This is a genomic window from Bradyrhizobium sp. LMG 9283, from assembly GCF_045571415.1.
Lineage (GTDB): Bacteria > Pseudomonadota > Alphaproteobacteria > Rhizobiales > Xanthobacteraceae > Bradyrhizobium.
Window position 1 is genome coordinate 3,332,211 of the sequence record NZ_CP120691.1, and the last position, 24,344, is coordinate 3,356,554.

Sequence of the window (24,344 nt, forward strand, 5' to 3'; positions counted from 1 at the left end):
CATGCAGCCCAGAGGCAAGATCGTCGTCGCGAGCCAGCATTATCCGCCTGACCCGAGCACGACGGCGGCGATCATGGCCGAGATCGCCTGCCGGCTTGCCACCGAGCACGAGGTCGTCGTGCTCTCAGGCTCGCCGGGTGCATTGCCGGCCGCGCAGACCGGCTCGGGCAAGCCGCGCGTCGTCGCGATCAGGAACCGCATGGCGGGCAAGGCGGCGCTGGTGCGGCGCGGCGTCTCCGAGCTGTTGTTCGCGGCGCGCACGTTCTTCGCATTGGTGCGGGAGCTGAGGCGAGGGGACGTCGTGCTCACGGTCACCGCGCCGTTCATGCTGCCCTATGCGGTGGCAGCGGCGGCAAGGGTCAGGGGCGCGCGCTCGGCGCTGATCATGCACGACCTCTTTCCCGATGTGCTGGTGATGGCGGGCCTCCTGAAGCCTGGCTCGTTCGTAACGCGGACGATGCGCGCCGCCAACAGCCTGATGTTCCGCGCGCTCAATGCCGTCATCACCATCGGCCGAGACGCGGAGCGGCCGCTGCTCAGCTATTCCGGGATGAGGCGGAGCAAGATCCGCTTCATCCCGAACTGGGCGACGCTGGTGCCCGCGCCGCGGCCGGTCACGTCCGACAATCCGTTCCGCAAGGCGATTCCCGCGCGCTTCATCGTCGGCCTGTCGGGCAATCTCGGCTTCACCCACGATCCCGAGATCGTGTTCGAAGCGGCGCGGCTTTTGAAGGACGAGGCGGACATTCACTTCCTGCTGTCCGGCTGGGGCATCGGCTTTGAACGGCTCAAGCAGTTGCAGGCGGCGGCGAACCTCTCCAATGTCTCCTTTGTCGGGCGCGTCGAGGATTCCGAGCTCGAGGCGTTTCTGGCCGCCGCCGATCTCTGGATCATTCCGTACCGGAAGAACGTTGCGGGCGTGTCGGTGCCGAGCCGGTTCTACAATCTGCTGGCGGTCGGTCGTCCCGTGGTGCTGGTGTCCGAGCCGGAGGCCGAGGCGGCGTTGACGGTCGTGGAGAGCAGGCTCGGCTGGGTCGTGTCGCCGGACCGTGCCGACCTGCTCGCCGAAGCGATCCGCGCCGCGTTCCGTTCCGACGACGACAGCATCGCGGCGCGCGCGGTGAAGGCAGCATCCCGGTTCGACAGGACGACCGCGATGAACGCCTATGCCGCGCTGATCGACGAATTGTTGCGCAACCCGGACCTTTCGGAGCAGCGATGAGCGAGCGTAAACCGGTCGTGCTGGTGACGGGAGCGAGCGGCTTCGTCGGCCGTCACCTCGTGCCGGCGCTCATGCGCGCGGGATGGTCGGTCCGCCGCGCGGTCCGCAGCCCGGAAGGTGTCGACGGCGAGGTCGTGATCGAATCGATCGGTCCCGAGACCGACTGGGGGGCTGCATTGGAAGGCGTCGATGCCGTAGTCCATCTGGCCGCGCGCGTGCACCACAAGCACGAGGAGCACGCAGTCCAGCTCTACCGCAACGTCAATATCGCCGGCACGCTGCATTTGGCGCGCTGCGCGGCGACGGCGGGCGTGCGCCAATTCATCTTCATCAGCACCGTTCTCGTTCACGGCCGCAGCAATGAAGGCCGCGCACCGTTCAGCGAAAACGACGTCCTGACGCCGCGCGGCCTCTACGGCATGTCCAAGGCAGCGGCCGAGGCGGGCCTGAGGACATTGTCGCGCGACAGCGATATGAAGATCTCGGTGATCAGGCCGCCGCTGGTCTATGGCGCCGGCGCCAAGGGCAATTTCGCGCTGCTGACGCGCGCAGTGAGCCTGGGGCTGCCGCTGCCCTTTGCGGCGATCAGCAACCAGCGCGCCTTCCTTGCCGTGCAGAACCTGTCGTCGTTCATCCTGCGCCGGCTCAGCCATCCCGATCCCGCCAGCAATTTCGAGATCTTCCTGGTGGCCGACAGAGAACAGGTCTCGACGCCCGAATTCATCCGGCGCCTGGCCATTGCGTCTGGCAAGAGCCCGGTTCTGTTCGGCATGCCGCCGAGGCTGCTCTCGACGCTGCTCAACGTGATGGGCCGGCAGGATACGCATGACAGCCTGATCGGCTCGCTCGAGCTCAACATCTCCAAGGTGCTCGCGACCGGCTGGCAGCCGGAGGTCTCCCTGGACGAGGGGTTGCGGCGCGCGTTGTCGGCTCAGGACGCCTGAGCGCGGGAGAAACGCCGCAGCACGAGTGCGACCGCGCCCGCGCCAGCGAGCAGGGAGACGATCGTGATCGTCATCGAACCGGCGCGAACGGTGGCGATAGCGAGCAATGCCAGCACGAGGTTGAGCGCGAATGCCTCGCCGATCACCCGCTTGACCGTGAAGCCGTTGTCGGTCGCACGCTGATAAAAGTGAGTGCGATGTGCCGACCAGAACGGTTCGCGCCTGATGATGCGCCGAAACAGCGTGATGGTGGAATCTGCAAGATAATAGGCGGGCAGTAGCAGCGCCGCGGCCGGCTGCCCCCGAAAGGCGAGCTCCAAAAGGCACCAGCCGAGCAAGAGGCCGATCGGCAGGCTGCCGACATCGCCCAGGAAGACTTTTGCGACGGGACGGTTGAACGGCGCAAAGCCGAGCATGGCGCCGCACAGCGCGGTGGCGATCAGCACGGCCGGCCACGAGAGATCCCCAAGCATTCCCAGCAGCAGCAGCGCGGCGGTGACCGGCACGACTTCCGCCACCGTCATCAGGTCGAGCCCGTCCATGAAGTTGACGAGGTTCACGAACCAGACGCCGGCAAGGACGATGAGGCCACGCTCCAGCGGAAGCGGCAGCGTCGGCACGATGCGCGCGGTCTCGGGCGCGGTGAACACCACTGCGCCAACGCAGGCTGCCTGCAGCACCAGCCGCACCAGCACCGGCAGCGACACGATATCGTCGGCGAAGCCGACCAATGCGATCACGACGGTCGCGGCGACCAGCTCCGGCGGGATCGCGACATTGGCCGTGGCCCCCCAAAGCGAGGCGACGATCAGGGTAGCGGCGATCACCGCGATGCCCGCGCCCTGCGGCGTCGGGATGCGATGCGAGGACCGCGCATTCGGCCGCGCCAGCGCGTAGCGCTGGAGCAGGGGGCGGCTGGTCCAGGTGACGAGCGCCGAGATCAGCGCAGCGACCGCAACGGCAAGCAGCAAGAGCGCGCCGGCGAGCGCATCGGCGGCCGAGCTCACTCCGGCACTCCGATCGGGGCCGATCCTTGCGCGGCTTTCTCCGCGCTGAGGATCCAGATCAGGCCGCCGAATGCGCCGACAATGAAGAACACGGCGCCGAACAGCAGCGAGACGTTGACGCCCTCATTGGCGGCAAGCCCGGCGAAGCCGAACGCAAGGCTCATCGTGGCTTCGCGCACGCCCCAGCCGGCGATCGAGATCGGCATCATCGTGATCAGCATCACCGGGGGCACCAGCAGAAAGACGTCGCTGAAGCGAACCGGGGCCGCAATGGACTGCACGACGCACCAGGCGATGACGACGGCGAGCACGTGAACGAGGATCGACAGGATTGCGATGATCGGCCCGCGGCTGCGGCTGAAGATGACGCGGTTCGCGATCACGGCACAGGCGTGAATGTGATGCGTCCCCCACCAGGTTTTCAGCCAGCGCCATTTCAGCGCGCCGAAAATCAGGAAGCCGATGCCGCCGGCGAGCGCCAGGAGGTCGACGAGCAGCAGCGCCGAGCGTCCGTGCGGATCAGTGATGAGGGTGTAGCTCCAGGGCAGGCTTGCGACGATCACGATCGCGAGCGCGATGAGGCCGATCGCGCGATCGACGAAGATCGAGTAGGTCGCCGCACGCCAGCCGGCGCCGGCGCGCGCGACCAGCCACAGCCGGACCGCATCGCCGCCGATCGCCGACGGCAGGGTCTGGTTGAAGAACGAGCCGATCACGTTGTAGCGCATGGCGCGGCCGAGCTCGAGCGGCGCGCCGCAGACGGCGCTGATCTCGCGCCAGCGCAGCGCGCCGATGAAGATCTGCAGGAACGTGACCGCGATCGCGACGCCGATCCAGAACAGGCTGGTCACGGTGAAGCGCGAAAACAGTTCGGACAGGTCGACCTTGCGCAGCGCCAGATAGAGCAGCGCCGCGGAGATCAGGATTTTGGCCGTCGACAACAGGATTCGGCGCATCTCGCCCGCATGGACAGGGTTTGCGAAGATTTGAGGCAACCCGACGCGAGGCGCCGAATTCGGCCGCTTTGGTATGGTTTTGGCGCCGATCTTGCAATAGCCGTCGTTAAGGACGCCGCGCGGAGTTCTCATGAGGAGCGGCGAGCCTATTGCGACCCTGTCAACGTGGCGGCTAAACAGGGGCGGCTCGGATCCTAGGGAACAGGATGACAGATCAGGCGATTTTGGTTACCGGCGCGGCCGGGTTCATCGGCTTCCACGTCGCCCGGCAGCTCCTGGGCGAAGGCCGCGCCGTCGTCGGGCTCGACAATCTCAACAGCTATTACGATCCGGCGCTGAAGAAAGCGCGCCTTGCGCTGCTCAGGGACGCGCCCGGCTTCTCCTTCGTCGAGGCCGATCTCGCCGACCGCGAGACGATGGCGGCGCTGTTTTCGCAACATCGTTTTGCCAAAGTCGTGCATCTCGCGGCGCAGGCCGGCGTGCGCTACTCGATCGAGAAGCCGCAGACTTACGTCGATTCCAATCTTGCGGGCTTTCTCAACGTGCTGGAGGGCTGCCGCAACAACGGCTGTCGTCATCTCGTCTACGCCTCGTCATCTTCCGTTTACGGCGCCAACACAAAACTGCCATTTGCGGTTGCGGACCGTACCGATCATCCCGTGAGCTTCTATGCCGCGACCAAGAAGGCGAACGAGGTGATGGCGCAGTCCTACAGCCATCTCTATCGCCTGCCGGTCACGGGGCTGCGCTTCTTCACCATTTACGGTCCGTGGGGCCGGCCCGACATGGCCATGTTTCTGTTCGTGAACGCCATCATGGCGGGCAAGCCGATCCGGCTCTTTAACCATGGCAGGATGCGCCGGGACTTCACCTATATTGATGATGTGACCCGTGTCGTATCGAAGCTGATCGATCTCGTGCCTGCGGACGATCCGGCTGCCGCAAATGCGCCGTTTAAGCTCTACAATGTCGGCAATCATCATCCGGAGGAACTGATGCACGTCGTCGGTCTTCTGGAGCGGGAGCTGGGCCGGACGGCGATCAAAGAATTGCTGCCGATGCAGCCGGGAGATGTGCTGGAAACGTTCGCGGATGTCGAGGATTTGATGCGCGACACCGGCTTTGCACCGTCAACGCCGATCGAGCATGGGGTCCATAATTTCGTCACCTGGTATCGCGACTACTTCAAGGTTTGAGATCACGATGGACAAACGCATAATCCCCCTGATCATGTGCGGCGGTGCCGGCACGCGGCTGTGGCCCGCTTCGCGCGAGGTGCGCCCCAAGCAGTTCCTGCCGCTGTTCGGCACGCGTTCGACGTTCCAGGACACGCTGCTGCGCGTGTCCGATCCCTCGCTGTTCGATCGTCCTGTTGTCATCACCAATGCGTCCTATCGCTTCATGGTGCTGGAGCAGCTCGCCGAGATCGGCATCGAGGCCGACGTAATCCTCGAGCCGATGCGGCGCGATTCCGGCCCCGCGATCGCGGCAGGCGCGGTGTTCGCGCAGAACCGCGCCAGTGAAGCGATCGTGCTCGCGCTCGCCGCCGACCACGTGGTGCAGGACAATGCCGCGTTCGTCGCGGCGTGCCGCGAGGGCCTTGCGGCCGCGAATGCCGGTCGCATCGTTACCTTCGGCGTCAAGCCGGAGCGGCCGGCGACCGAATATGGCTACATCAATCCGGGTGAGGTGATCTCCGGCGAAGTGCATGCGGTCGCGCGCTTCGTCGAGAAGCCGGACGCGGTGAAGGCATCCGACTATGTCAATTCGGGCTATCTCTGGAACAGCGGCAACTTCATGTTCCCGGCCGCTCTGCTGCTCGACGAATATCGCAGGGTCGATGCGGGAAGCGTCGAGGCCGTCACCAGCGCCGTCAACAATGCCGGCCGCGATCTCGGCTTCGTCACGCTGGAGCCCGAGGCGTTCGGCGCGGCGAAGGCGATCTCGATCGATTACGCGGTGATGGAGAAGACCTCGCGCGCTGCCGTGGTGCCGGTGTCGTGCGGCTGGTCCGATGTCGGCTCCTGGCACGCGGTGTGGGAGCTCTCCGAGAAGGACGCGCTGGGCAATGCGGCGCACGGCACCGCCGTGTTCGAGGACTCCCGCAACTGCAATGTCACCACCGATTCCGCGCTGGTCGCGCTCGAAGGCGTCGACGATCTCGTCGTGGTCGCTACCGCCGACGCGGTTCTGGTCTCGCGCCAGAAGGATGCCAACGGGCTGAAGCGCCTGGTGACGAAGCTGAAGGCGGTCGCGCCGAAGGTCACCGAGGAGCATCTGAAGGTGCACCGGCCGTGGGGCAGCTATCAGTCCGTCGACAATGGCGAGCGCCACCAGGTCAAGCGCATCGTGGTGAAGCCGGGCGGACGTCTGTCGCTGCAGAAGCATCACCATCGTGCCGAGCATTGGATCGTGGTACGCGGCACGGCCCAGGTCACCGTCAACGAGACGGTGAAGACGGTGCACGAGAACGAGTCGATCTACATCCCGATGGGCGCCGTCCACCGGATGGAGAATCCCGGCAAGATCCAGCTGGAACTGATCGAGGTCCAGACCGGCTCTTATCTCGGGGAAGACGACATCATCCGGATTGAAGACGACTATCAAAGGTCGTAACCAGCAAACTCCGAATCACGCGACCCGGGCCGAGAAGCGGTATCTTTTTCGGCTTAAGGCCCGGGGAACGTGTAACTTTTTGAATCAAATCGTGTCCGGCCCGCAAGGGCGGCATTCGCCACAAATGTGGCGTCCGTGCTAGAAGCGGCCCGGGGATTTGCGTTGAATCGGGGTTTGCTCAGATGAGTTCCAAAGGGTCTGCACCGGCAAAGGCCGGCCTGCGCGTCGGTGTCATTGGCGCCGGTGTGATGGGCAGCAATCATGCACGCGTGCTCAGCGGCCTGCCTGGCGTGAGCCTCGTCGGCGTCGTCGATCCCTCGCCGGCGCATCGCACGCGGGCCACGGAACTTGCCAATTGCGCAAGCTTCGAAACGCTCGACCAGCTCTTCGCCGAAGGCGTCGATGCCGTCACCGTCGCGGCGCCGACCCATTTGCATCACGAGGTCGCGCTCGCCTGCATCGCCAAGAACATCCACGTGCTGGTCGAGAAGCCGATCGCGTCGACGGTGGAGGAGGGCCGCGAGATCGTCGCCGCCGCGCAAAAGACCGGCGTGACGCTGATGATCGGCCATGTCGAGCGCTTCAACCCGGCTGTCGCCGCGGTCAAGCAGGCGATCGCAGGCGAGGACATTCTCTCCATCGCGATCACCCGCGTCGGCCCGTTCCCGCCGCGCATGTCCAATGTCGGCGTCGTCATCGACCTTGCCGTGCACGACATCGATTTGATCCGCTGGTTCACGGAATCCGACATCGTCGAGGTGCAGCCGCAATTGTCGAGCGCGGTCGCCGAGCGCGAGGACATCGCGCTGTTGCAATTCCGCACCGAGAGCGGCGTGCTTGCCCACATCAACACCAACTGGCTGACGCCGTTCAAGGCGCGCAGCGTGACGGTCGCAACGCGCGACAAATACGTGATGGGCGATCTGCTCACGCGCCAGGTCACCGAGTGCTTCGGCTTCAAGCCGGATGGTAGCTATTCGATGCGGCATCTGCCGGTCGGCCATGATGAGCCGCTCCGCGCCGAGCTGCTCGCGTTCTTGAAGGCGGTACGTAACGGCGAGACGCCGGCAGTGACCGGCGACGAAGGCGTCGCCAGCCTCGAGATCGCGACGCAGTGCCTGGAGACACCGTCGCGCCCCGCCGCCGCGGCGCCCGCCCGCAAGGCTCCGCGCCGGGTCGCCGGCTGATCTCTTCTCCATGTCGATCACTCAAGAAGCCGCCATGAACCAGCATCTGCGTTCCGAACCCATTCCCTTCATCGACGTCGGCTCGCAGCGCCGCCGGCTCGGCGCCTCGCTCGATGCGGCGGTCAAGCGCGTGATGGATCATTGCCAGTTCGTCAATGGTCCCGAGGTTTTCGAGCTGGAGAAGCAGCTGGCGGCCTATTGCGGCGCCAAGCACGTCATCGGCTGCGCCAGCGGCACCGACGCGATCCTGATGGTGATGATGGCGAAGAATGTCGGGCCCGGCGATGCCGTGCTGTGTCCGTCCTTCACCTTCATCGCGACCGCCTCGCCGGTGGCGCGGACCGGCGCGACGCCTGTCTATGTCGACGTCGACGAGACCACCTTCAACATGAGTCCGGAGTCGCTCAAGCGCGGCATCGCGAGCGCCCGCAAGGCCGGCCTGAAGCCGGTCGCCGTGATTCCTGTCGACCTGTTCGGCCAGCCCGCCGATCACGACGCCATTGCCGAGATCGCCAGGGCCGAAGGCCTGTTCGTGCTCGACGACGCCGCGCAGGGCTTTGGCGCGAGCTACAAGGGCCGCAAGCTCGGCACGCTCGGGCACGCAACGGCGACCAGCTTCTTCCCGGCAAAGCCGCTCGGCTGCTTCGGCGACGGCGGCGCGATCTTCACCGATGACGACGAGCTCGCAGCTAAGCTGCGCAGCATCCGCGTGCACGGGCAGGGCGTCGACAAATACGACAACGTCCGCCTCGGCCTGACCGGCCGGCTCGATACCATGCAGGCTGCGGTCCTGATCGAGAAGTTGAAGATTTTTGACGACGAAATCGCCGCCCGTAACAGGGTTGCGGAGCGTTACGCGCGCGGCCTGTCCAATGTGGTCACCGTGCCGCGCCTGGCGCCCGGCAACACCTCGGTCTGGGCGCAGTACACGATCCGCCTGCCCAAAGGCACCGATCGCGACGGCTTCGCCGCCGCGCTGAAGGCCCAGGGCGTGCCGACCGCCATCTATTACGGCAAGTCAATGCATCAGCAGACCGCTTACAAGCAGTATCCGGTCGCCGAGGGCGGCCTGCCGGGTTGCGAGAGCCTGTCGCAGGACGTCATCAGCCTGCCGATGCACGCCTACCTGACCGAAGCCGACCAGGAGCGAATCATCGCCGCCGTCCAAGGCGCGATTGCGGGCTGATCTTGGTACACCTCTCCCGCTTGCGGGAGAGGTCGGCGCGAAGCGCCGGGTGAGGGCTCTCTCCTCTTGGGGAGTCTTCGTCGTCGAGACACCCTCTCCCCAACCCTCCCCCGCAAGCGGGGGAGGGGGCGAACCTTCTTCGCCGCTTGTACCTAGACCTAATCGCGCCATGCTCTAAAACAGTCCGCATGCTCGGACGCATCTTCACGGTCGGTGGTTACACGCTGCTCTCGCGGCTGACGGGATTTGCCCGCGACATCATGCTCGCGGCGATCCTCGGCGCCGGCCCGGTGGCCGACGCCTTCTTCGTGGCGCTGCGGCTGCCCAATCATTTCCGCGCGATCTTCGCAGAGGGCGCCTTCAACGCCGCCTGGGTGCCGGCCTATGCGCATGTCCATGGCGAGAAGGGCGAGGCGGCAGCGCACCTGTTCGCCGACCGCATCTTCACGCTGCTGCTGGCCTCGCAAGTCGTGCTGCTGGTCGTCGCCTGGCTGTTCATGCCGCAGGCGATGAGCATTCTGGCGCCCGGCTTCAGTGAGGATGCCGAGCAGCGCAAGCTCGCGATCGAGCTGACCCGGGTCACCTTTCCCTATCTGCTGTTGATCACGCTGGTGACGCTCTATGGCGGCATGCTCAACGTGATGCAGCGCTTTGCCAGCGCCGCGGCCGCGTCGATCTTCCTCAACGTCGCGATGATGATGACGCTGGCGGTTGCCGTCTGGTTTCCGACTGCGGGCCATGCCGCGGCCTGGGGTGTGCTGATCTCGGGCTTCCTGCAATATTTCCTGCTCGCCGGCGATCTCGCCCGCCATGGCGGCCTGCCGCGCTTTGCGCCCTTGAAGCTCGACGAAGACGTCCGCGGCTTCTTCAAGGCGCTGGGGCCGGCGACGCTGGGCTCGATGGGCACGCAGGTCGCGCTGTTCGCCGACACCATCATCGCGACCTTCCTGCCCGCGGGCGCGCTGTCGGCGCTCTACTATGCCGACCGGCTCAACCAGCTGCCGATCGGCGTCATCGGCATCGCCATCGGCACGGTGCTGCTGCCGGAGATGTCGCGGCGGATCACCGCCAACGACCATGACGGCGCGATGAAGGCGCAGCGCCGCGCCTTCGATTTCACGCTGCTGTTCTCAATCCCGTTCGTTGCCGCCTTCATTACCGTGCCGGACGCAATCATGCGCGCGCTGTTCGCCCGCGGTGCGTTCTCCAAGGCCGATGCCGCCGCCGCCGGTGCGACGCTCGCGGCCTATGCGATCGGCCTGATCCCCTTCGTGCTGATCCGCAGCGCGGTCGCGACCTTCTATGCGCGCAAGGACACGGCGACGCCGGTGCGGGCGTCATTGACTGGCATCGCCGTCAACGTCGCGCTGAAGGTCGCGTTGATGGGATCGCTGGCCCAGATCGGCCTCGCGCTGGCAACCGCCATCGGCGTCTGGACCAATCTCTTGCTGGTGCTGTTCTTCGCCGTGCGGCGCGGCTTTCTCGTGCCGGACCGCGCCTGGCTGTTGTCGCTGGCCAAATTCCTGCTGATCGGCATCATCCTGGCTGCCGCGTTCTGGCTGATTGCGCGCTTCAGCGGCTCTTTGCTGGGCGCGATGCATTTCCGGGACGAAGTGACGCTGGTCCTGTTGGCCGTCGGGGGCACGATCGTCTATGCGCTCACGATTCTCATGCTGTTCGGCCGGAGCTGGCTGGTCTCGCTGGTGCGCGGCTAGGCCTATATCGAAAGCCAGCACTCCTACCCTGTCATCGCATCTACAGCGCATCATGCGCCCCGCCGGGAGCCCTTCATGCGGTTCGCCGATCGTGTTACGATGTTCCAGGTGCCGCCCTCAGGCAAACACACGACGAGGCAGTGACCATGCCGTTCCGCTCTCTCCCGCCCACATCACGGATCAACGAGTTCGCCACCAGCAATGCCGACCTGCTGATCCTGATCGGCCGCATCCTGCTTGCATGGGTCTTTGTTGGAAGCGCGTACGGAGCGCTTACTAACTTCAATGGTTCAGTGAGCTATTTTCGGTCGCTGAACCTTCCAGTGCCCCAGCTGTTCACGATGACGACCGTCATGCTGGAAATACTGATATCGACTGGCTTGACGCGCTACTGCGCAATTTTGGTTTTGCTATTTGTATTCGCGGCTACTGCAATCGCTCATCGCTACTGGGAGTATCCCGCCGGTCCGCAACAGATTGGGCAGTACAATAATTTCTTGAAAAACATCTCAATCTTGGGAGGCGCTCTGTTGATCTTGGTCACCGGAGGGGGGCGGTTCTCCGTCGATCGGAGGCTGGCAGACTAGTGCCGTTTTCGTTTCCGCCTCTCTCAGCATGGTAGCCAACAACTTACCTGAACTTACCAGGAGGCATGGTGCAAGCATCGTTGCTCTCTCGCAAAGCTGAGAGAGCGGCCGCACGATGTGCGCGCTCTGGTTCGTCTGCCCTTACGCGATCAGCGCGACGCGCGGCTCTGCCAGTTTGGCAGCTGCCAAGCCGCGTCCTTGAAAGCTGTTATTGCGTCACTTTGCCCTAAGCCTGAACGCAACCTCGAGCAGATGGCCGAGAAATCTTGCGAGAGGTTTCAAACGCTCGGCTGTGGCCCCGAAGAAAAGCATCAGCCACGTCGCCAGCGCGGCACACCACAATAGGCTTTCCAAAGTTTCGGGCATGAGAACACCCTTTCAAACAAGTACTTGAAATGCGAGCAGTCTTACCGAACGAAAGCCACGTGGCAAGTCCTCCAATAAGTGGCAAGACGCCGAAATACTCGGAAGAGCGTTGGCTCACTATGACATTCGCCGAAGCACTGCATCTGGGTGTGTGCCGGGGAAGCAAAACCAATCTGCTGCTGGCGCTTCTTCGCGGTGTGATCAGGCTAATTTCCAGAGACGAATGCGCCGGGGCGAATGGCTCGCCTCTAGGATGCAACCAAGATCGGTACATCTCTTGATTTTGCGCGATTGCCGTGCTACCAGCGTCTCATGATCAAATCAGTGCGCACCGTCAACTTCATGCGCATGACCCGCTTCGGCTGGGCCGTGGAAGGAGTCGTGCGCTAGCAATTCGACGACGACATCTTTTCCACCAGGCCCCGCCGGCATCGGACGGGGCCCTTTTCGTGGCCACGCTCCCTGCCGGCTCAACAGCAGGAGCATCCGATGCCACCACAATTGACGAACGTCTCACCCGAGATTGAGGGCGACGCCGCAAGGCGCGGCCTCGACCTCTCCATCGTCTTGAGCCTACTCAAGCGATACTGGCGTGTGTTTCTGCAGCGGCGCCAAGGCCAGCGAGTCACCTTGCACGACCTGAGCGACAGGGAGCTGATGGATATTGGCCTGACGCGTAGCGAGATCGACTATTCACGTCTGCAAGGGCTCTCGACAGGCTGAAAGATCGCGCGCTGGATCCGTGGGGGCGCGGTGGCATGTAACTTGTCAAGAGGCTTGGTGAGCCGCGTCTTCGTGGCCGATCCTTCGAGACGCCCGCTTTTGGCGGCCCCCTTCAAGATGAGGTCTTGTTTCGCGGCGCAATCTGGACGCGATGGTGACGGGTCCGCGGTGCTTTCCCGGCCTGCGACCAGTGTGCGCGGCTAAACCTGTTTGCCTTGCCACTTTTTCCACGGCAATATGGCTCGCAAAACAACCATGAGAACGGGAAAACAAAATGGCGGCTCCCATCAAGTTCGGCGTTGGCCAAAGCGTGCTGCGCAAGGAGGATGATGCGCTCATCCGCGGCAAGGGCCGCTATACCGACGATTATGCGCCGCAGGCTGCGCTCCGCTGCCAGGTGCTGCGCTCGCCGCATGCGCATGCCAAATACACCATCGATGTGAACCGGGCCCGCGCGCTTCCCGGCGTCGCGCTGATCCTGACTGCCGATGACGTCAAGGATCTCGGCAATCTGCCCTGCCTGTTCAATCTCGAGACCGATCCGTTCACCGGCCCGCCCTATCCGATCCTGGCCAAGGACGAGGTGCGCCATGTCGGCGATGCCATCGCCTTCGTCGTCGCCGAGACCATCGATCAGGCCCGTGACGCGGTCGAGGCGATCGAGGTCAAATGGTCGCCGCTGCCGGCGGTGACCGGCGTCGTCAATGCCGTGAAGAAGGGCGCGCCGCAGGTCTGGCCGGACAAGCCGGGCAACGTGCTGTTCGACGTCTCGATCGGCGACAAGGCGGCGACGGAAGCTGCCTTTGCCAAGGCGCATGCGGTGGCCGAAATCTCCATCATCAATCCGCGCGTGGTCGCGAACTTCATGGAGACCCGCGCGGCGGTCTGCGAATACGACGCCAAGCGCGACCATCTGACGCTGACGGTCGGGAGCCAGGGCAGCCACCGCCTGCGCGACATCCTGTGCCAGAACGTGCTCAACATCCCCACCGACAAGATGCGGGTGATCTGTCCCGACGTCGGCGGCGGCTTCGGCACAAAACTGTTTCCCTATCGGGAATACGCGCTGATGGCGGTTGCCGCGCGCAAGCTGAAGAAGGCGGTGAAATGGGCGGCCGACCGCTCCGAGCATTTCATGGGCGACGCGCAGGGTCGCGACAACGTCACCACCGCGAAGATGGCGCTGGCCGAGGACGGTAAATTCCTCGCGATGGATTGCGACCTGATGGGCGACATGGGCGCGTATCTCTCGACCTTTGGGCCCTACATCCCGCATGGCGGCGCCGGCATGCTGCCGGGTCTCTACGACATCCAGGCCTTCCACTGCCGGGTGCGGACCATCTTCACCCACAGCGTGCCGGTCGACGCCTATCGCGGCGCGGGCCGGCCTGAGGCGGCCTATGTGATCGAGCGCCTCGTCGATGCCTGCGCGCGAAAGCTCGACATGACGCCGGACGCCATCCGTCGCAAGAATTTCATCCCGCCCAAGGCGCTGCCGTACAAGACAGCCACGGGGAAGATCTATGATTCCGGCGACTTCGCTGCGCATCTGAAGCGCGCGATGGAGATCGCGGAGTGGAAAGAATTCCCCAAGCGTGCCAAGGCGGCCAAGAAGCAGGGGCTTATCCGCGGCATTGGCCTTGCGAGCTATGTCGAGATTTGCGGCGTGATGGGTGAGGAGACGGCCAACGTCCGCCTCGATCCCAATGGCGACGTCACCGTGCTGATCGGCACGCAGTCGAGCGGGCAGGGCCACCAGACCGCCTATGCGCAGATCGTCGCTGAGCAGTTCGGCCTGCCGCCGGAGCGCGTGCATATCCACCAGGGCGACACCGACGAGATCGCAACGGGCCTCGGCACCGGCGGCTCGGCCTCGATTCCCACCGGCGGCGTCTGCGTGGAGCGCGCTGCCGGCGATCTCGGCAAGAAGCTGAAGGAGCTTGCAGCGCAGGCGCTGGAAGCGAGCGCTGGCGATCTCGAGATCACCGACGGCGTGATCCGGATCGCCGGCACCGACCGCTCGATCTCCTTCGCCGATCTCGCCAAGCGACCCGGCGCCGATCCGTCGAAGCTGAACGGCAGCGCGACGTTTGCCAGCGCCGACGGCACTTATCCGAACGGCACGCATTTGGCGGAGGTCGAGATCGATCCGGCCACAGGCATCATCAGAATCATCAACTACGTGATCGTCGACGATTTCGGCAAGACGCTCAATCCGCTGCTGCTGGCGGGGCAGGTGCATGGCGGCGCCATGCAGGGCATCGGCCAGGCCTTGATGGAGCAGGTGGTGTATGGACCGACCGACGGCCAGCTCATCACCGCGACCTTCATGGACTATGCGCTGCCGCGCGCGGCGGATGGGCCGGCCTTCGTGTTCGAGACCCACAACGTCCCCTGCAAGACCAATCCGATGGGCGTGAAGGGGGCCGGCGAGGCCGGCGCGATCGGCTCCTGTCCGGCCGTCGTCAACGCCATCGTCGACGCGCTCTGGCGCGAATACAAGATCGACCACATCGACATGCCGGCAACGCCGGAGCGGGTGTGGATCGCGATCGACGAGCATCACCGCCGCCACACCCTGTAGGCGGCGATTTATCCGCGGCGGGAATAAACATCCGCCGCGGGGTTTTATCCATGAATGGGCCCATCCTCACCTCTGCGAGCCGGAGACGTTAGCCAATGAAACGAATGATGATTGTCGCAGGTACCCTCTTGCTGGGTGCAGGTGCCGTGATGGCGCAGCAAGAGATCGCCGTTCAGCAGGACAATCTGATGCGCTCAATCGCCAAGAACCAGTACGGTATCATCCAGAAGATGACGAAGGGTGACATCCCTTATGACCAGAAAGCGGTTGATCAGGCCATCGCCGGCATGGAAGCCGATGTCGCCAAGATCGCCAAGACCTTCGAAGTCAATCCCAAGCAGGACGTGGTGAACGCGACCTACGGCGCCTCGCAGAAGGTCTGGCAGAACAAGGCCGATTTCGACTCCAAGATCCCTCCGGTGCAGAAGGCGATCGCCGACGTCAAGGGCAGGATTACTAATGTTGCGAGCTTGAAAGCGGCCTATACCGCGATCAACGATCGCTGCAACGATTGCCACGAGACGTATCGGGTGAAGTTGAAATAACAGGGTACAGTTTCCGTCCGTAGCCCGGATGGAGAGGCTACTGGCTGATGCCAGCTATAGAAGGCGGTTGCGAGAGCAGCCGCTTTTTCTGTGTGTGCCGAGTATGAACGACAGCTTGGAGGTGGAAGTCCTCTATCCAGCCTGATGACGGCGAAGGATTAGCGAAGCGCAAGGGCGTCATCGCGAGATGGGGTCTGAAGACAGCGCGGGGCAAAGCCGCGACCCGATGGACAAGAACCGGATAATGAGGCCTACCCGGCCGGACGAGCAAGCACATGATTGCGAAGTCCATGGTCATCAAAGGTCGGGGTGGTAAATCCGGCGGGCGTGCGGTGAAGGCGGTCGGTCTTACCTCGGGAGGTCTGCGCTGTGTCCCGGTAACGGGACTGAGGCGGCCGTAAGGCGGCCTGACCGCAGCGCAGAAGTCAGCCGAGGGCATAGTAGGCGGCGGCGCGCCGCCGAAGGCCCGAACGGTGGAAGTGGTTAGTAGAGCAGTCCATCTCGCGCGAGCCATGCGACAGAAAAGTCAGGTCGAACTGAACTCGGGCACCGGCGCGGAGGGTGAAGCCCAAAGCGCCGCCGCCCGAGAGATCGAAGCAAGCGCGGCGAAGACCAGTCTTGAACGCCCGGCGGTCGCAGGGCCGACGATGGAAGCAGTGGTCGAGCGTGAGAATCTGAAGAATGCGTTGGCGCAAGTGACGCGCAACAAGGGGACGGCGGGCGTCGACGGGATGACTGTCGGCGAGTTGCCGGCCCACCTGAAGGAGCACTGGCTCGCGATCCGCGCCCAGTTGCTTGACGGGACCTACAAGCCACAACCGGTGCGGCGGGTGGAGATACCGAAGGCGTCGGGTGGCCTGCGGCCGCTCGGCATCCCGACGGTGCTCGACCGCTTCATCCAGCAAGCGGTGCTGCAGGTGCTGCAGGCGGATTGGGACGGGACGTTCTCCGAGGCGAGCTTCGGCTTCCGGCCGAGCCGCTCGGCACATCAGGCGGTGGAACGGGCGCAGGCGTATATCGCGTCCGGGCACGCCGTTGTCGTGGACATCGATCTGGAGAAGTTCTTCGACCGGGTCAACCACGACATCCTGATGGGGCTGGTCGCGAAGCGGGTCACTGACAAGCGCCTCCTGAAGCTCATCCGCGCGTTCCTGAATGCGGGTGTGATGGAAGGAGGGCTGGTCAGTTCGACGGACGAGGGCACGCCGCAGGGCGGCCCGCTCTCGCCGCTATTGTCGAATCTGATGCTGGATGTACTGGACAAGGAACTGGAGAAGCGCGGCCATCGCTTCGGACGCTACGCCGACGACTGCAACATCTATGTGCGCAGTCAGAAGGCGGGCGAGCGGGTGTTGGCGGGCATCGAGAAGTTCCTGGAAAAGCGCCTCAAGCTCAAGATCAACAAGGCTAAGAGCGCGGTTGCCAAACCGAGCGTTCGCAAGTTCCTTGGCTTCAGCTTCACCGGCGGGACAGAGCCGCGGCGGCGCATCGCGCCCCAGGCACTCACCCGCTTCAAAGCGAAAGTCCGGGAGCTGACGCGGCGCACGTGCGGCCGAAGCCTCGCGCAGATCGTCAAAGAGCTGTCGGTCTATCTCAAGGGATGGCGCGGCTACTTTGGCTTCTGCCAAACGCCGTCGGTGTTGCAGGCACTTGATGAGTGGACTAGGCGGCGGTTGCGCGCCATCGCCTGGAAGCAATGGAAGCGTGGGAGCACCCGCTTCGCCGAGTTGCGACGTCGCGGCGTCGGCCGGAATCTGGCGGCACAAACCGTCGGCAACCCACATGGCCCCTGGCGGCTCGCGAACAGCCCCGCGCTCACCATCGCCATGCCAATCGCGTTCTTCAGGGCACTCGGCTTGGCTTCCGTCGCGGCACAGCAACCAGCATAATCTACCGAACCGCCGGATACGGACCCGTATGTCCGGTGGTGTGGGAGGGGAGAAGCCGCGAGGCTTCCCCCTATCCCGATTGCGCGGCATGGCGTGAGTCGGTCGGCAGCGCCGCCGGAAATTCTATCCGCAAGGCCTGACGGATCGCGGCCAGAGCGGTTATCTTTGCTCCAGCCGCCGCAGCGTTGATTTGAGCTGTCAGATGCTGGTGCATCTCACACCCGACGCCTCACGACGTCAGGAGTTCCAACGCGCGGCGAGCACCTGAAGCAACAGCGAGGCAGGCCATGGTAAAACCGTTCCCGTCGAAGACCCATATCGGCAACCATATGCTGCATCCGGAAACGCTGATGCTGACCTATGGCTATGATCCGCAATTGTCGGAAGGCGCCATCAAGCCGCCGGTGTTCCTGACCTCCACCTTCGTGTTCAAGACGGCCGAGGATGGGCAGGACTTCTTCGATTACGTCGCCGGCCGCCGCGAGCCGCCGGAAGGCATGGGCGCAGGCCTCGTCTATTCGCGCTTCAATCATCCCAACAGCGAAATCGTCGAGGACAGGCTCGCGATCTACGAGCGCACCGAGAGTTGTGCGCTGTTCTCATCCGGCATGGCGGCCATCGCAACCACGATCCTGGCCTTCGTTCGCCCCGGCGATGTCATTCTGCATTCCCAGCCTCTGTATGGCGGGACGGAAACCCTGCTGACGAACACGCTTGCGCGTCTGTCGATCGGCGCCGTCGGCTTTGCCGACGGCATCGACGAGACGTCAGTCAGGCAGGCCTCGGAGGAGGCCATGGGCAAGGGACGGGTTTCGATGATCCTGATCGAGACGCCCGCCAATCCGACCAACGGCCTAGTCGACATCGCGATGATCCGCCGCGTTGCCGACGTGATCGGAAAGGCGCAGGGACACACACCGATCATCGCCTGCGACAACACGCTGCTCGGTCCGGTGTTTCAGCGCCCGATCGAGCACGGTGCGGACCTCTCGCTGTATTCGCTGACCAAATATGTCGGCGGTCATTCCGACCTGATCGCGGGGGCCGCGCTCGGCTCGAAGGCGATCATGAAGGGCATCAAGGCGCTGCGCGGCGCCATCGGCACCCAACTCGATCCGCATTCCTGCTGGATGATCAACCGCTCGCTCGAGACGCTGAGCCTGCGGATGGAGAAGGCCAACGACAATGCGCGGCTCGTCGCGGACTTCTTGCGCGATCATCCGAAGGTCGCCAAGGTCCATTATCTCGGTCATCACGAGGAAGCGTCACCGGCCGGGCGCGCGTTTGCGAGGCAGTGTCTCGGTGCCGGATCCACGTTCTCGTTCGACATCGCCGGCGGCAAGGAGGCGGCGGTCAAATTTCTCAACGCGCTGCAGATCCTCAAGCTGGCCGTGAGCCTTGGCGGTACGGAGTCGCTTGCGAGCCTGCCCGCAACCATGACCCATTCCGGCGTTCCCGCCGAGATCCGCCGCAAAATCGGCGTCCTCGATTCCACGATCCGGCTGTCAATCGGCATCGAGAACCCGTCGGACCTGATCGCCGACCTCACGCAGGCGCTGAACGCGGCTTGAGCGCCTTGAATCGAAAAGGCCGAACGCCCCTCCTGCGCCCGGCCTTCGCGCAACGAAGCAGCCTTGACGCTTACTTCGTCACCTGACCGCGGATCTCGCCGCCCGGGTTCGCCGCGGTGTGGATGTTGATGTAGTACTTGCCGCCGAGCAGATCGGCGGCCTGCGCATCCGTGAGCGTCGCTTCGCCCTTGACCGGGCTCGAGGCCGCATTCGGGATCGCGACCGCGACGCCGGCGTTCTTGCCGGCCTCGGCAGGCCCATGGAAATGCGCGGCGGTGGCGGGGCCGGAGAGGCCGGAATAGGTGACGGTCCAGGACAGTTTCTTGCTGGCGGCGTCGTAGTTTAGATCGGCCGTTCCGGTGCCGCTGGTAGTCGTTGCGGGCACCTCGGACTTGCCGTCGAGCGTTGCTTTCAGCTTTTCGGCGCAGGCCGGCTCGGCAAAAGCGACGGCACCGAGCGCGAACACGGCGATGACGAATTTGTTCATGACATTCTCCCTGTTGAACCCGTTCGGGCTGGCAAACTTCCAACAGCCGGCATTCCAGTTTATTCCCGTCTCCGGCCAGGGCGGGCTAAATTCTTCGTGGCTGGAGCCGCGACGACATCGATCATAAGTTCGCCGCAACGAGTGAATGGATGCGCATGTTGCAACGAACAATTCTGGTGACGCTGCTCGCCGCGGTCGCTGCTGCCGGCATCTATTGGTGGCTCAGCGCGCCGGGGGTGGCGGCGGTGGGCAATCCACCGGCCCATGTGCCCGATCTCGCCAATGGGGAGGTGATGTTCAACGCTGGCGGCTGCGCGTCCTGCCATGCCGTTCCCAATCAGCCCGAGCGTCTGAGGCTCGGTGGCGGCGTCGCCATCAAGTCGCCGTTCGGAACGTTCTACGCACCGAACATCTCGCCGGATCCGAACGACGGTATCGGCAGATGGACGGACGCCGATTTCGTCAATGCGGTGATGCACGGGGTCTCGCCGGCCGGACAGCACTACTTTCCGGCGTTTCCCTATACCTCCTATCAGCACGCGAGGCGCGAGGACGTACTTGATATCTTTGCCTATCTGAAAAGGCTGCCGGCTGTTGCGGGCAAAGTGCGTGACCACGACGTCGGCCTTCCCTTCAACATCCGGCGCAATGTCGGGATCTGGAAATTCTTGTTTCTGGACGAAAAGCCTTTCGTTGCCGATGGCAGCAAGTCGCCGGAATGGACACGCGGCGCCTATCTGGTCAACAGCTTTGGCCATTGCGCCGAATGTCACAGCCCGCGCAATGTGCTGGGCGGCATCATCGCCGGCCAGCGATTTGCCGGCGGTCCCAATCCGGAAGGCGAGGGCTGGGTCCCGAACATCACCCAGAAGCGCCTTGGCGAGTGGAGCGCGAAGGATCTCGCCTATTTCCTCAAAACGGGTGAATTGCCCGATGGCGACAGTGTCGGCGGCGCGATGACGCGCGTGATCAAGAACACCTCGCAATTGTCTGACGGGGATCTCGCGGCGATGGCGGAGTACCTCAAATCGCTGCCGCCGGTGGATGGGCCGACGCCACCGAAACGCAAGCAGGGCAGCTAAGGTATGAACGTCGTCGCGGCTGTCCGTGTTCACCTCTCCCCGACGGAGAGAGGTCGGATTGCTGTGGCGCGCAATTGCGCGCCTGAGCAATCCGGGTGAGGGGCTGTAGCACCCACTGAGACCTGGAGCCCTCACCCGGATCGCATCTTCGATGCGCTCCGACCTCTCCCTTCGGGAGAGGTGACCTCTTCGGCTTGCATCGGTACAACCAACAGAACTTTAGTGTTGCAGGTCTAGCCCGTGCCGAACGCCTTGAAGGTGATGATGGTGAGGGTATCCTGGATGCCCGGCAGCACCTGCACCTTCTCATTCACGAAATGGCCGATGTCGGTGTCCTTGTCGACGTAGAACTTCACCAGGAGATCGTATTGGCCGGCCGTGGAGTAGATCTCGGAGGCGATCTCAGCTTCCGCAAGCGCATTGGCCACCGTATAGGACTGGCCGAGCTTGCATTTGATCTGAACGAAGAAAGGAACCATCTCAGGGCACTCCGAAAGCGTATCTGGCGGCTAATAGGCCAAAACCAGCCGTATTTAGCAAGCGAACTTGCGGCGCAAGGGAGGGCGCGCTAGGAACGGGTCATGTCTTCGAAAATGCGGAAAATCGTCGGATGACCCCGGTCGCACTCACCATCGCCGGCTCCGATTCGAGCGGCGGCGCCGGCATCCAGGCGGACCTGAAGACCTTTGCCGCGCTCGGCGTCTACGGAGCTTCCGTGATCACGGCGCTGACGGCGCAGAACACGCGCGGCGTTACCGGCATTCACGCGGTGCCGGCCGAGTTCGTCGCCGCGCAGATCGACGCGGTGTTCTCCGATCTCGAAATCGGCGCGGTGAAGATCGGCATGGTGGCCCAGGCCGCCAGCATCGATGCGATCGCGGCCGCGCTGTCGCGCTGGGCGTCCAGGCACGTCGTGCTCGATCCTGTCATGGTGGCGACCTCCGGCGACCGCCTGCTCGCCTCCGAGGCCGTCGACGCCCTGCGCACCAAGCTGATACCGCTGGCCACCGTGATCACGCCGAACCTGCCGGAGGCCGCGGCCCTGCTCGACGAGCCCATGGCGGCAAGCGAGGCCGAGATCGAAAGCCAGGGCCGGCGCCTGCTGTCGCTCGGCTGCCGCGCCGTCCTGGTTAAGGGCGGGCATGGGGAGGGCGCGGAGAGCATCGATTATCTGGTCGGTGCCGACACCACGATCGCACTCGCCGCGCCGCGCGTTGCCACCAAGAACACCCATGGCACGGGCTGCTCGTTGTCCTCGGCTATCGCCGCGGGGCTAGCCAAGGGCGAGGGCCTGGAAAACTCTGTGCGCAACGCCAAGGCCTGGATCAGCGCTGCCATCGGCGCCGCCGACCGCTTCAGCGTCGGGCACGGCCACGGGCCGGTCCATCACTTCCACAAGATCTACTGACGCGAGGGCCCCCGGAAGCGCGCCCGTTCATCGGTTCAGCGCTGCTCGTGCGGGGCTAGTTCACCCGCCCCTGGAGGGTAGGGTCGGCTCACATTGAGCGCAGCGAAATGTGAGACGGGGTGGGGTGACGGTCTCTCCACAACCAACAGTACCCGAGAGGAGAGAGATCACCCCACCCCGCTCGCCCTCCAGGGAAGGGTAGGATTGCTGCGGACACCCCCCTGCCTGCGGCGCGATGTCGCCTGATTGTCGCATGCGGCTGATATTCGCGGAGAGGACGAGGCGAAGTTTGATTCGTATCTGAGGGGCCTCAAGGTTCAATCGGTCATCCCCCTGTCACGGGACATTGTTACAGGCTGGCGCATGGGAAGTTACGATGTGAGTGACGAGAGCCCGGAGCGGCGCTTTCGCACGTTGTTCATCTCCGACGTCCATCTCGGAGCCCGCGGTTCGCAACCCGACCTTCTGCTCGACTTCCTGCGCTACCATGATGCTGACACCATCTATCTCGTCGGCGACATTGTCGACGGCTGGGCGCTGAAATCGAGCTGGCACTGGCCGCAATCGCACAACGATCTCGTCCAGAAGCTGTTGCGCAAGGCCCGCAAGGGCGCCAAGGTCATCTACATTCCCGGCAATCACGACGAGTTCCTGCGCAACTATTACGGCACGCATTTCGGCGGCATCGACGTGGTCGAAAACACGGTTCACACCGGCGTGGACGGCAAGCGCTATCTCGTCATCCACGGCGACATCTTCGATCTCGTGGTGCAGAACGCGCGCTGGCTCGCCCATCTGGGCGACAAGGCCTACGACTTCGCGATCCAGATGAATCGCCTCGTCAACTTCTTCCGCCGCCTGTTCGGCGTGCCCTATTGGTCGCTGTCGCAATGGGCCAAGCAGAAGGTCAAGAACGCCGTCAACTATATCGGCGCGTTCGAGCAGGCGCTTGCGGCCGAGGCGCGGCGCCACGAGGCCGACGGCGTGATCTGCGGCCACATCCACTACGCCGTCATCCGCGACGAGGCCGGCATCCGCTACATGAATTGCGGCGACTGGGTCGAGAGCTGCACGGCCCTCGTCGAGCATGATGACGGCCATTTCGAGATCATCACCTGGGCGGATCGTTTGCAAAGGCCGGCAACCGTCCCGCAGGTCGCGGCAAGAGCTGCATGATAAGGACCGCTTGATGTGCGCATCCTGGTCGCGACCGACGCCTGGCACCCGCAAGTCAACGGTGTGGTTCGGACGCTGACCAAGCTTGCTGACGCCGCCAAGGGGCTTCGCATTGAAGGTGTTGGCGTCGAATTCTCGTTCCTGACGCCGCAATCGTTCCGCACCTTCGCGATGCCGAGCTATCGCGACGTGCGCCTCGCCATGCCGCGTCCGACGCGGATCGCGAGGCTGATCGAAGAGGCGCGGCCGGACAGCATCCATATTGCGACCGAGGGGCCGATTGGCTTGATGGTCCGTCGCTATTGCCGCCAGCGCAAGCTGCCGTTCACGACCAGCTTCCACACCCGCTTCCCCGAATATGTCCGGGCCCGCGTGCCGGTCCCTGGCTCGCTGATCTGGCGGGCGCTGCGCCGTTTCCACAGCCCCAGCCGCGCCGTGATGGCGGCAACGCCGGCGCTGGCCCGGGAGCTCGGCGAGCGCGGTTTCGACAATGTCGTGCTGTGGCCGCGCGGCGTGGACACACGATTGTTCCATCCCCGCGTCATTGATCTCTGCCTGCCGGCACCGGTGTTCCTGTCGGTCGGCCGCGTTGCGGTGGAGAAGAATCTCGAGGCGTTCCTCGACCTCGACCTGCCCGGCACCAAGGTGGTCGTCGGCGACGGCCCGGCGCGCGCCTCGTTGGAAGAGGCCTATCCCGATGCGATCTTCCTCGGCGAGAAGCACGGCGAGGAGCTGGCCGATATCTATGCGGCCGCCGACGTGTTCGTGTTCCCCAGCAAGACCGATACCTTCGGCCTGGTCCTCTTGGAAGCGCTCGCCAGCGGCCTGCCGGTCGCGGCCTTCCCCGTGAAGGGGCCGCGCGACGTGATCGGCGACGCGCCGGTCGGCGCGCTCGATCACGATCTGCGCAATGCCTGCTTCGCCGCACTCGACATCTCCCGGCAGGACTGCGTTGCGTTTGCCGCCAATTACACCTGGGAAGCCTCGGCGCGGGTCTTCATCGACAGCATCCAGGCGGTCGGGGCGGTGCTGCCCGGACGGACCGGCGCGGAACAGCGGCGCTTCGTCGCCTAAGGGGTAAATTTCCTCTCGC

Annotated in this window: 21 protein-coding genes; 17 read left to right on the top strand and 4 right to left on the bottom strand. The window is 64.2% G+C overall.

The annotated features are described in order from the left end of the window. Window position 1 precedes the first annotated feature (1 nt). Both P6U29_RS15500 and P6U29_RS15505 read left to right on the top strand, forming a co-directional pair. The gene (locus P6U29_RS15500) at window positions 2–1,222 is read left to right on the top strand and encodes a glycosyltransferase family 4 protein (RefSeq protein WP_407118376.1); all 1,221 of its coding nucleotides are present in this window, start codon (window positions 2–4) and stop codon (window positions 1,220–1,222) included. Continuing rightward, window positions 1,219–2,166, top strand: coding sequence for an NAD-dependent epimerase/dehydratase family protein (locus P6U29_RS15505; protein ID WP_407118377.1), 948 nt, complete (start codon window positions 1,219–1,221; stop codon window positions 2,164–2,166). The genes P6U29_RS15500 and P6U29_RS15505 overlap by 4 nt, the downstream gene beginning before the upstream one ends. Here the strand turns inward: P6U29_RS15505 and P6U29_RS15510 are convergent. Together P6U29_RS15510 and P6U29_RS15515 are read right to left on the bottom strand one after the other, a co-directional pair. Next, window positions 2,154–3,173 (bottom strand): MraY family glycosyltransferase, encoded by a 1,020-nt coding sequence (locus P6U29_RS15510; RefSeq protein ID WP_407118378.1) that lies wholly within the window; start codon window positions 3,171–3,173, stop codon window positions 2,154–2,156. The genes P6U29_RS15505 and P6U29_RS15510 overlap by 13 nt on opposite strands. Beyond that, entirely contained in the window at window positions 3,170–4,129 is a 960-nt protein-coding gene (locus tag P6U29_RS15515; protein ID WP_407118379.1) for a lysylphosphatidylglycerol synthase transmembrane domain-containing protein, read from the bottom strand. The genes P6U29_RS15510 and P6U29_RS15515 overlap by 4 nt, the downstream gene beginning before the upstream one ends. Before the next feature lie 206 nt (window positions 4,130–4,335). Between P6U29_RS15515 and P6U29_RS15520 the strand changes: the two genes are divergently transcribed. The 11 genes from P6U29_RS15520 (at window position 4,336) to P6U29_RS15570 (ending at window position 19,098) form a co-directional block, all read left to right on the top strand. After that, complete coding sequence (locus P6U29_RS15520; protein ID WP_407118380.1) at window positions 4,336–5,325, top strand: SDR family NAD(P)-dependent oxidoreductase; 990 nt, start codon at window positions 4,336–4,338, stop codon at window positions 5,323–5,325. A gap of 7 nt (window positions 5,326–5,332) precedes the next feature. Then, entirely contained in the window at window positions 5,333–6,745 is a 1,413-nt protein-coding gene (locus P6U29_RS15525; protein WP_407118381.1) for a mannose-1-phosphate guanylyltransferase/mannose-6-phosphate isomerase, read from the top strand. A gap of 182 nt (window positions 6,746–6,927) precedes the next feature. Then, the gene (locus P6U29_RS15530; RefSeq protein ID WP_407118382.1) at window positions 6,928–7,932 is read left to right on the top strand and encodes a Gfo/Idh/MocA family protein; all 1,005 of its coding nucleotides are present in this window, start codon (window positions 6,928–6,930) and stop codon (window positions 7,930–7,932) included. A 34-nt stretch (window positions 7,933–7,966) separates the two neighbouring features. Continuing rightward, window positions 7,967–9,118, top strand: a complete 1,152-nt coding sequence (locus P6U29_RS15535; RefSeq protein WP_407118383.1) for a DegT/DnrJ/EryC1/StrS family aminotransferase — start codon at window positions 7,967–7,969, stop codon at window positions 9,116–9,118. A gap of 188 nt (window positions 9,119–9,306) precedes the next feature. Next, window positions 9,307–10,833 (top strand): murein biosynthesis integral membrane protein MurJ, encoded by a 1,527-nt coding sequence (murJ, locus tag P6U29_RS15540; protein WP_407118384.1) that lies wholly within the window; start codon window positions 9,307–9,309, stop codon window positions 10,831–10,833. Window positions 10,834–10,979: 146 nt separating this feature from the next. After that, window positions 10,980–11,420, top strand: a complete 441-nt coding sequence (locus P6U29_RS15545) for a DoxX family protein (protein WP_407119337.1) — start codon at window positions 10,980–10,982, stop codon at window positions 11,418–11,420. Between the two features lie 855 nt (window positions 11,421–12,275). Next, a complete protein-coding gene (locus P6U29_RS15550; protein ID WP_407118385.1) occupies window positions 12,276–12,509 on the top strand; it encodes a DUF1127 domain-containing protein in 234 nt (77 codons plus the stop codon). A 274-nt stretch (window positions 12,510–12,783) separates the two neighbouring features. Continuing rightward, window positions 12,784–15,093, top strand: a complete 2,310-nt coding sequence (locus tag P6U29_RS15555; RefSeq protein ID WP_407118386.1) for a xanthine dehydrogenase family protein molybdopterin-binding subunit — start codon at window positions 12,784–12,786, stop codon at window positions 15,091–15,093. A gap of 95 nt (window positions 15,094–15,188) precedes the next feature. After that, window positions 15,189–15,638 (top strand): cytochrome c, encoded by a 450-nt coding sequence (locus P6U29_RS15560; RefSeq protein WP_407118387.1) that lies wholly within the window; start codon window positions 15,189–15,191, stop codon window positions 15,636–15,638. Window positions 15,639–16,150: 512 nt separating this feature from the next. Further along, window positions 16,151–17,527: a group II intron reverse transcriptase/maturase gene (gene ltrA, locus P6U29_RS15565; protein ID WP_407115831.1), complete on the top strand. Its 1,377-nt coding sequence runs from the start codon at window positions 16,151–16,153 to the stop codon at window positions 17,525–17,527. Between the two features lie 287 nt (window positions 17,528–17,814). Then, window positions 17,815–19,098, top strand: a complete 1,284-nt coding sequence (locus P6U29_RS15570) for a cystathionine gamma-synthase family protein (RefSeq protein WP_407118388.1) — start codon at window positions 17,815–17,817, stop codon at window positions 19,096–19,098. A gap of 70 nt (window positions 19,099–19,168) precedes the next feature. Here the strand turns inward: P6U29_RS15570 and P6U29_RS15575 are convergent, their stop codons facing one another. Next, a complete protein-coding gene (locus P6U29_RS15575) occupies window positions 19,169–19,585 on the bottom strand; it encodes a CHRD domain-containing protein (protein ID WP_407118389.1) in 417 nt (138 codons plus the stop codon). 155 nt (window positions 19,586–19,740) lie between these two features. Here P6U29_RS15575 and P6U29_RS15580 point away from each other — a divergent pair, with 155 nt between their 5' ends. After that, a complete protein-coding gene (locus tag P6U29_RS15580) occupies window positions 19,741–20,667 on the top strand; it encodes a c-type cytochrome (protein ID WP_407119338.1) in 927 nt (308 codons plus the stop codon). Window positions 20,668–20,900: 233 nt separating this feature from the next. Here the strand turns inward: P6U29_RS15580 and P6U29_RS15585 are convergent, their stop codons facing one another. Then, entirely contained in the window at window positions 20,901–21,146 is a 246-nt protein-coding gene (locus P6U29_RS15585) for an Lrp/AsnC family transcriptional regulator (RefSeq protein ID WP_018642903.1), read from the bottom strand. Window positions 21,147–21,277: 131 nt separating this feature from the next. On the opposite strand from P6U29_RS15585, the gene thiD reads away from it, so the two are divergent. The 3 genes from thiD (at window position 21,278) to P6U29_RS15600 (ending at window position 24,325) form a co-directional block, all read left to right on the top strand. Beyond that, window positions 21,278–22,075: a bifunctional hydroxymethylpyrimidine kinase/phosphomethylpyrimidine kinase gene (thiD, locus tag P6U29_RS15590; RefSeq protein ID WP_407118390.1), complete on the top strand. Its 798-nt coding sequence runs from the start codon at window positions 21,278–21,280 to the stop codon at window positions 22,073–22,075. 363 nt (window positions 22,076–22,438) lie between these two features. Next, window positions 22,439–23,251: a UDP-2,3-diacylglucosamine diphosphatase gene (locus P6U29_RS15595; protein WP_407118391.1), complete on the top strand. Its 813-nt coding sequence runs from the start codon at window positions 22,439–22,441 to the stop codon at window positions 23,249–23,251. Window positions 23,252–23,266: 15 nt separating this feature from the next. Then, entirely contained in the window at window positions 23,267–24,325 is a 1,059-nt protein-coding gene (locus P6U29_RS15600; RefSeq protein WP_407118392.1) for a glycosyltransferase family 4 protein, read from the top strand. Window positions 24,326–24,344 lie beyond the last annotated feature (19 nt).

Bases quoted from the DNA above. Each gene is read 5' to 3' on its own strand.
- murJ (WP_407118384.1), top strand. From the start codon at position 9,307: ATGCTCGGACGCATCTTCACGGTCGGTGGTTACACGCTGCTCTCGCGG.
- thiD (WP_407118390.1), top strand. From the start codon at position 21,278: ATGACCCCGGTCGCACTCACCATCGCCGGCTCCGATTCGAGCGGCGGC.
- P6U29_RS15520 (WP_407118380.1), top strand. From the start codon at position 4,336: ATGACAGATCAGGCGATTTTGGTTACCGGCGCGGCCGGGTTCATCGGC.
- P6U29_RS15530 (WP_407118382.1), top strand. From the start codon at position 6,928: ATGAGTTCCAAAGGGTCTGCACCGGCAAAGGCCGGCCTGCGCGTCGGT.
- ltrA (WP_407115831.1), top strand. From the start codon at position 16,151: ATGCGACAGAAAAGTCAGGTCGAACTGAACTCGGGCACCGGCGCGGAG.
- P6U29_RS15500 (WP_407118376.1), top strand. From the start codon at position 2: ATGCAGCCCAGAGGCAAGATCGTCGTCGCGAGCCAGCATTATCCGCCT.
- P6U29_RS15515 (WP_407118379.1), bottom strand. From the start codon at position 4,129: ATGCGCCGAATCCTGTTGTCGACGGCCAAAATCCTGATCTCCGCGGCG.
- P6U29_RS15580 (WP_407119338.1), top strand. From the start codon at position 19,741: ATGTTGCAACGAACAATTCTGGTGACGCTGCTCGCCGCGGTCGCTGCT.
- P6U29_RS15545 (WP_407119337.1), top strand. From the start codon at position 10,980: ATGCCGTTCCGCTCTCTCCCGCCCACATCACGGATCAACGAGTTCGCC.
- P6U29_RS15505 (WP_407118377.1), top strand. From the start codon at position 1,219: ATGAGCGAGCGTAAACCGGTCGTGCTGGTGACGGGAGCGAGCGGCTTC.
- P6U29_RS15575 (WP_407118389.1), bottom strand. From the start codon at position 19,585: ATGAACAAATTCGTCATCGCCGTGTTCGCGCTCGGTGCCGTCGCTTTT.
- P6U29_RS15585 (WP_018642903.1), bottom strand. From the start codon at position 21,146: ATGGTTCCTTTCTTCGTTCAGATCAAATGCAAGCTCGGCCAGTCCTAT.
- P6U29_RS15570 (WP_407118388.1), top strand. From the start codon at position 17,815: ATGGTAAAACCGTTCCCGTCGAAGACCCATATCGGCAACCATATGCTG.
- P6U29_RS15595 (WP_407118391.1), top strand. From the start codon at position 22,439: ATGGGAAGTTACGATGTGAGTGACGAGAGCCCGGAGCGGCGCTTTCGC.
- P6U29_RS15555 (WP_407118386.1), top strand. From the start codon at position 12,784: ATGGCGGCTCCCATCAAGTTCGGCGTTGGCCAAAGCGTGCTGCGCAAG.
- P6U29_RS15550 (WP_407118385.1), top strand. From the start codon at position 12,276: ATGCCACCACAATTGACGAACGTCTCACCCGAGATTGAGGGCGACGCC.
- P6U29_RS15560 (WP_407118387.1), top strand. From the start codon at position 15,189: ATGAAACGAATGATGATTGTCGCAGGTACCCTCTTGCTGGGTGCAGGT.
- P6U29_RS15535 (WP_407118383.1), top strand. From the start codon at position 7,967: ATGAACCAGCATCTGCGTTCCGAACCCATTCCCTTCATCGACGTCGGC.
- P6U29_RS15525 (WP_407118381.1), top strand. From the start codon at position 5,333: ATGGACAAACGCATAATCCCCCTGATCATGTGCGGCGGTGCCGGCACG.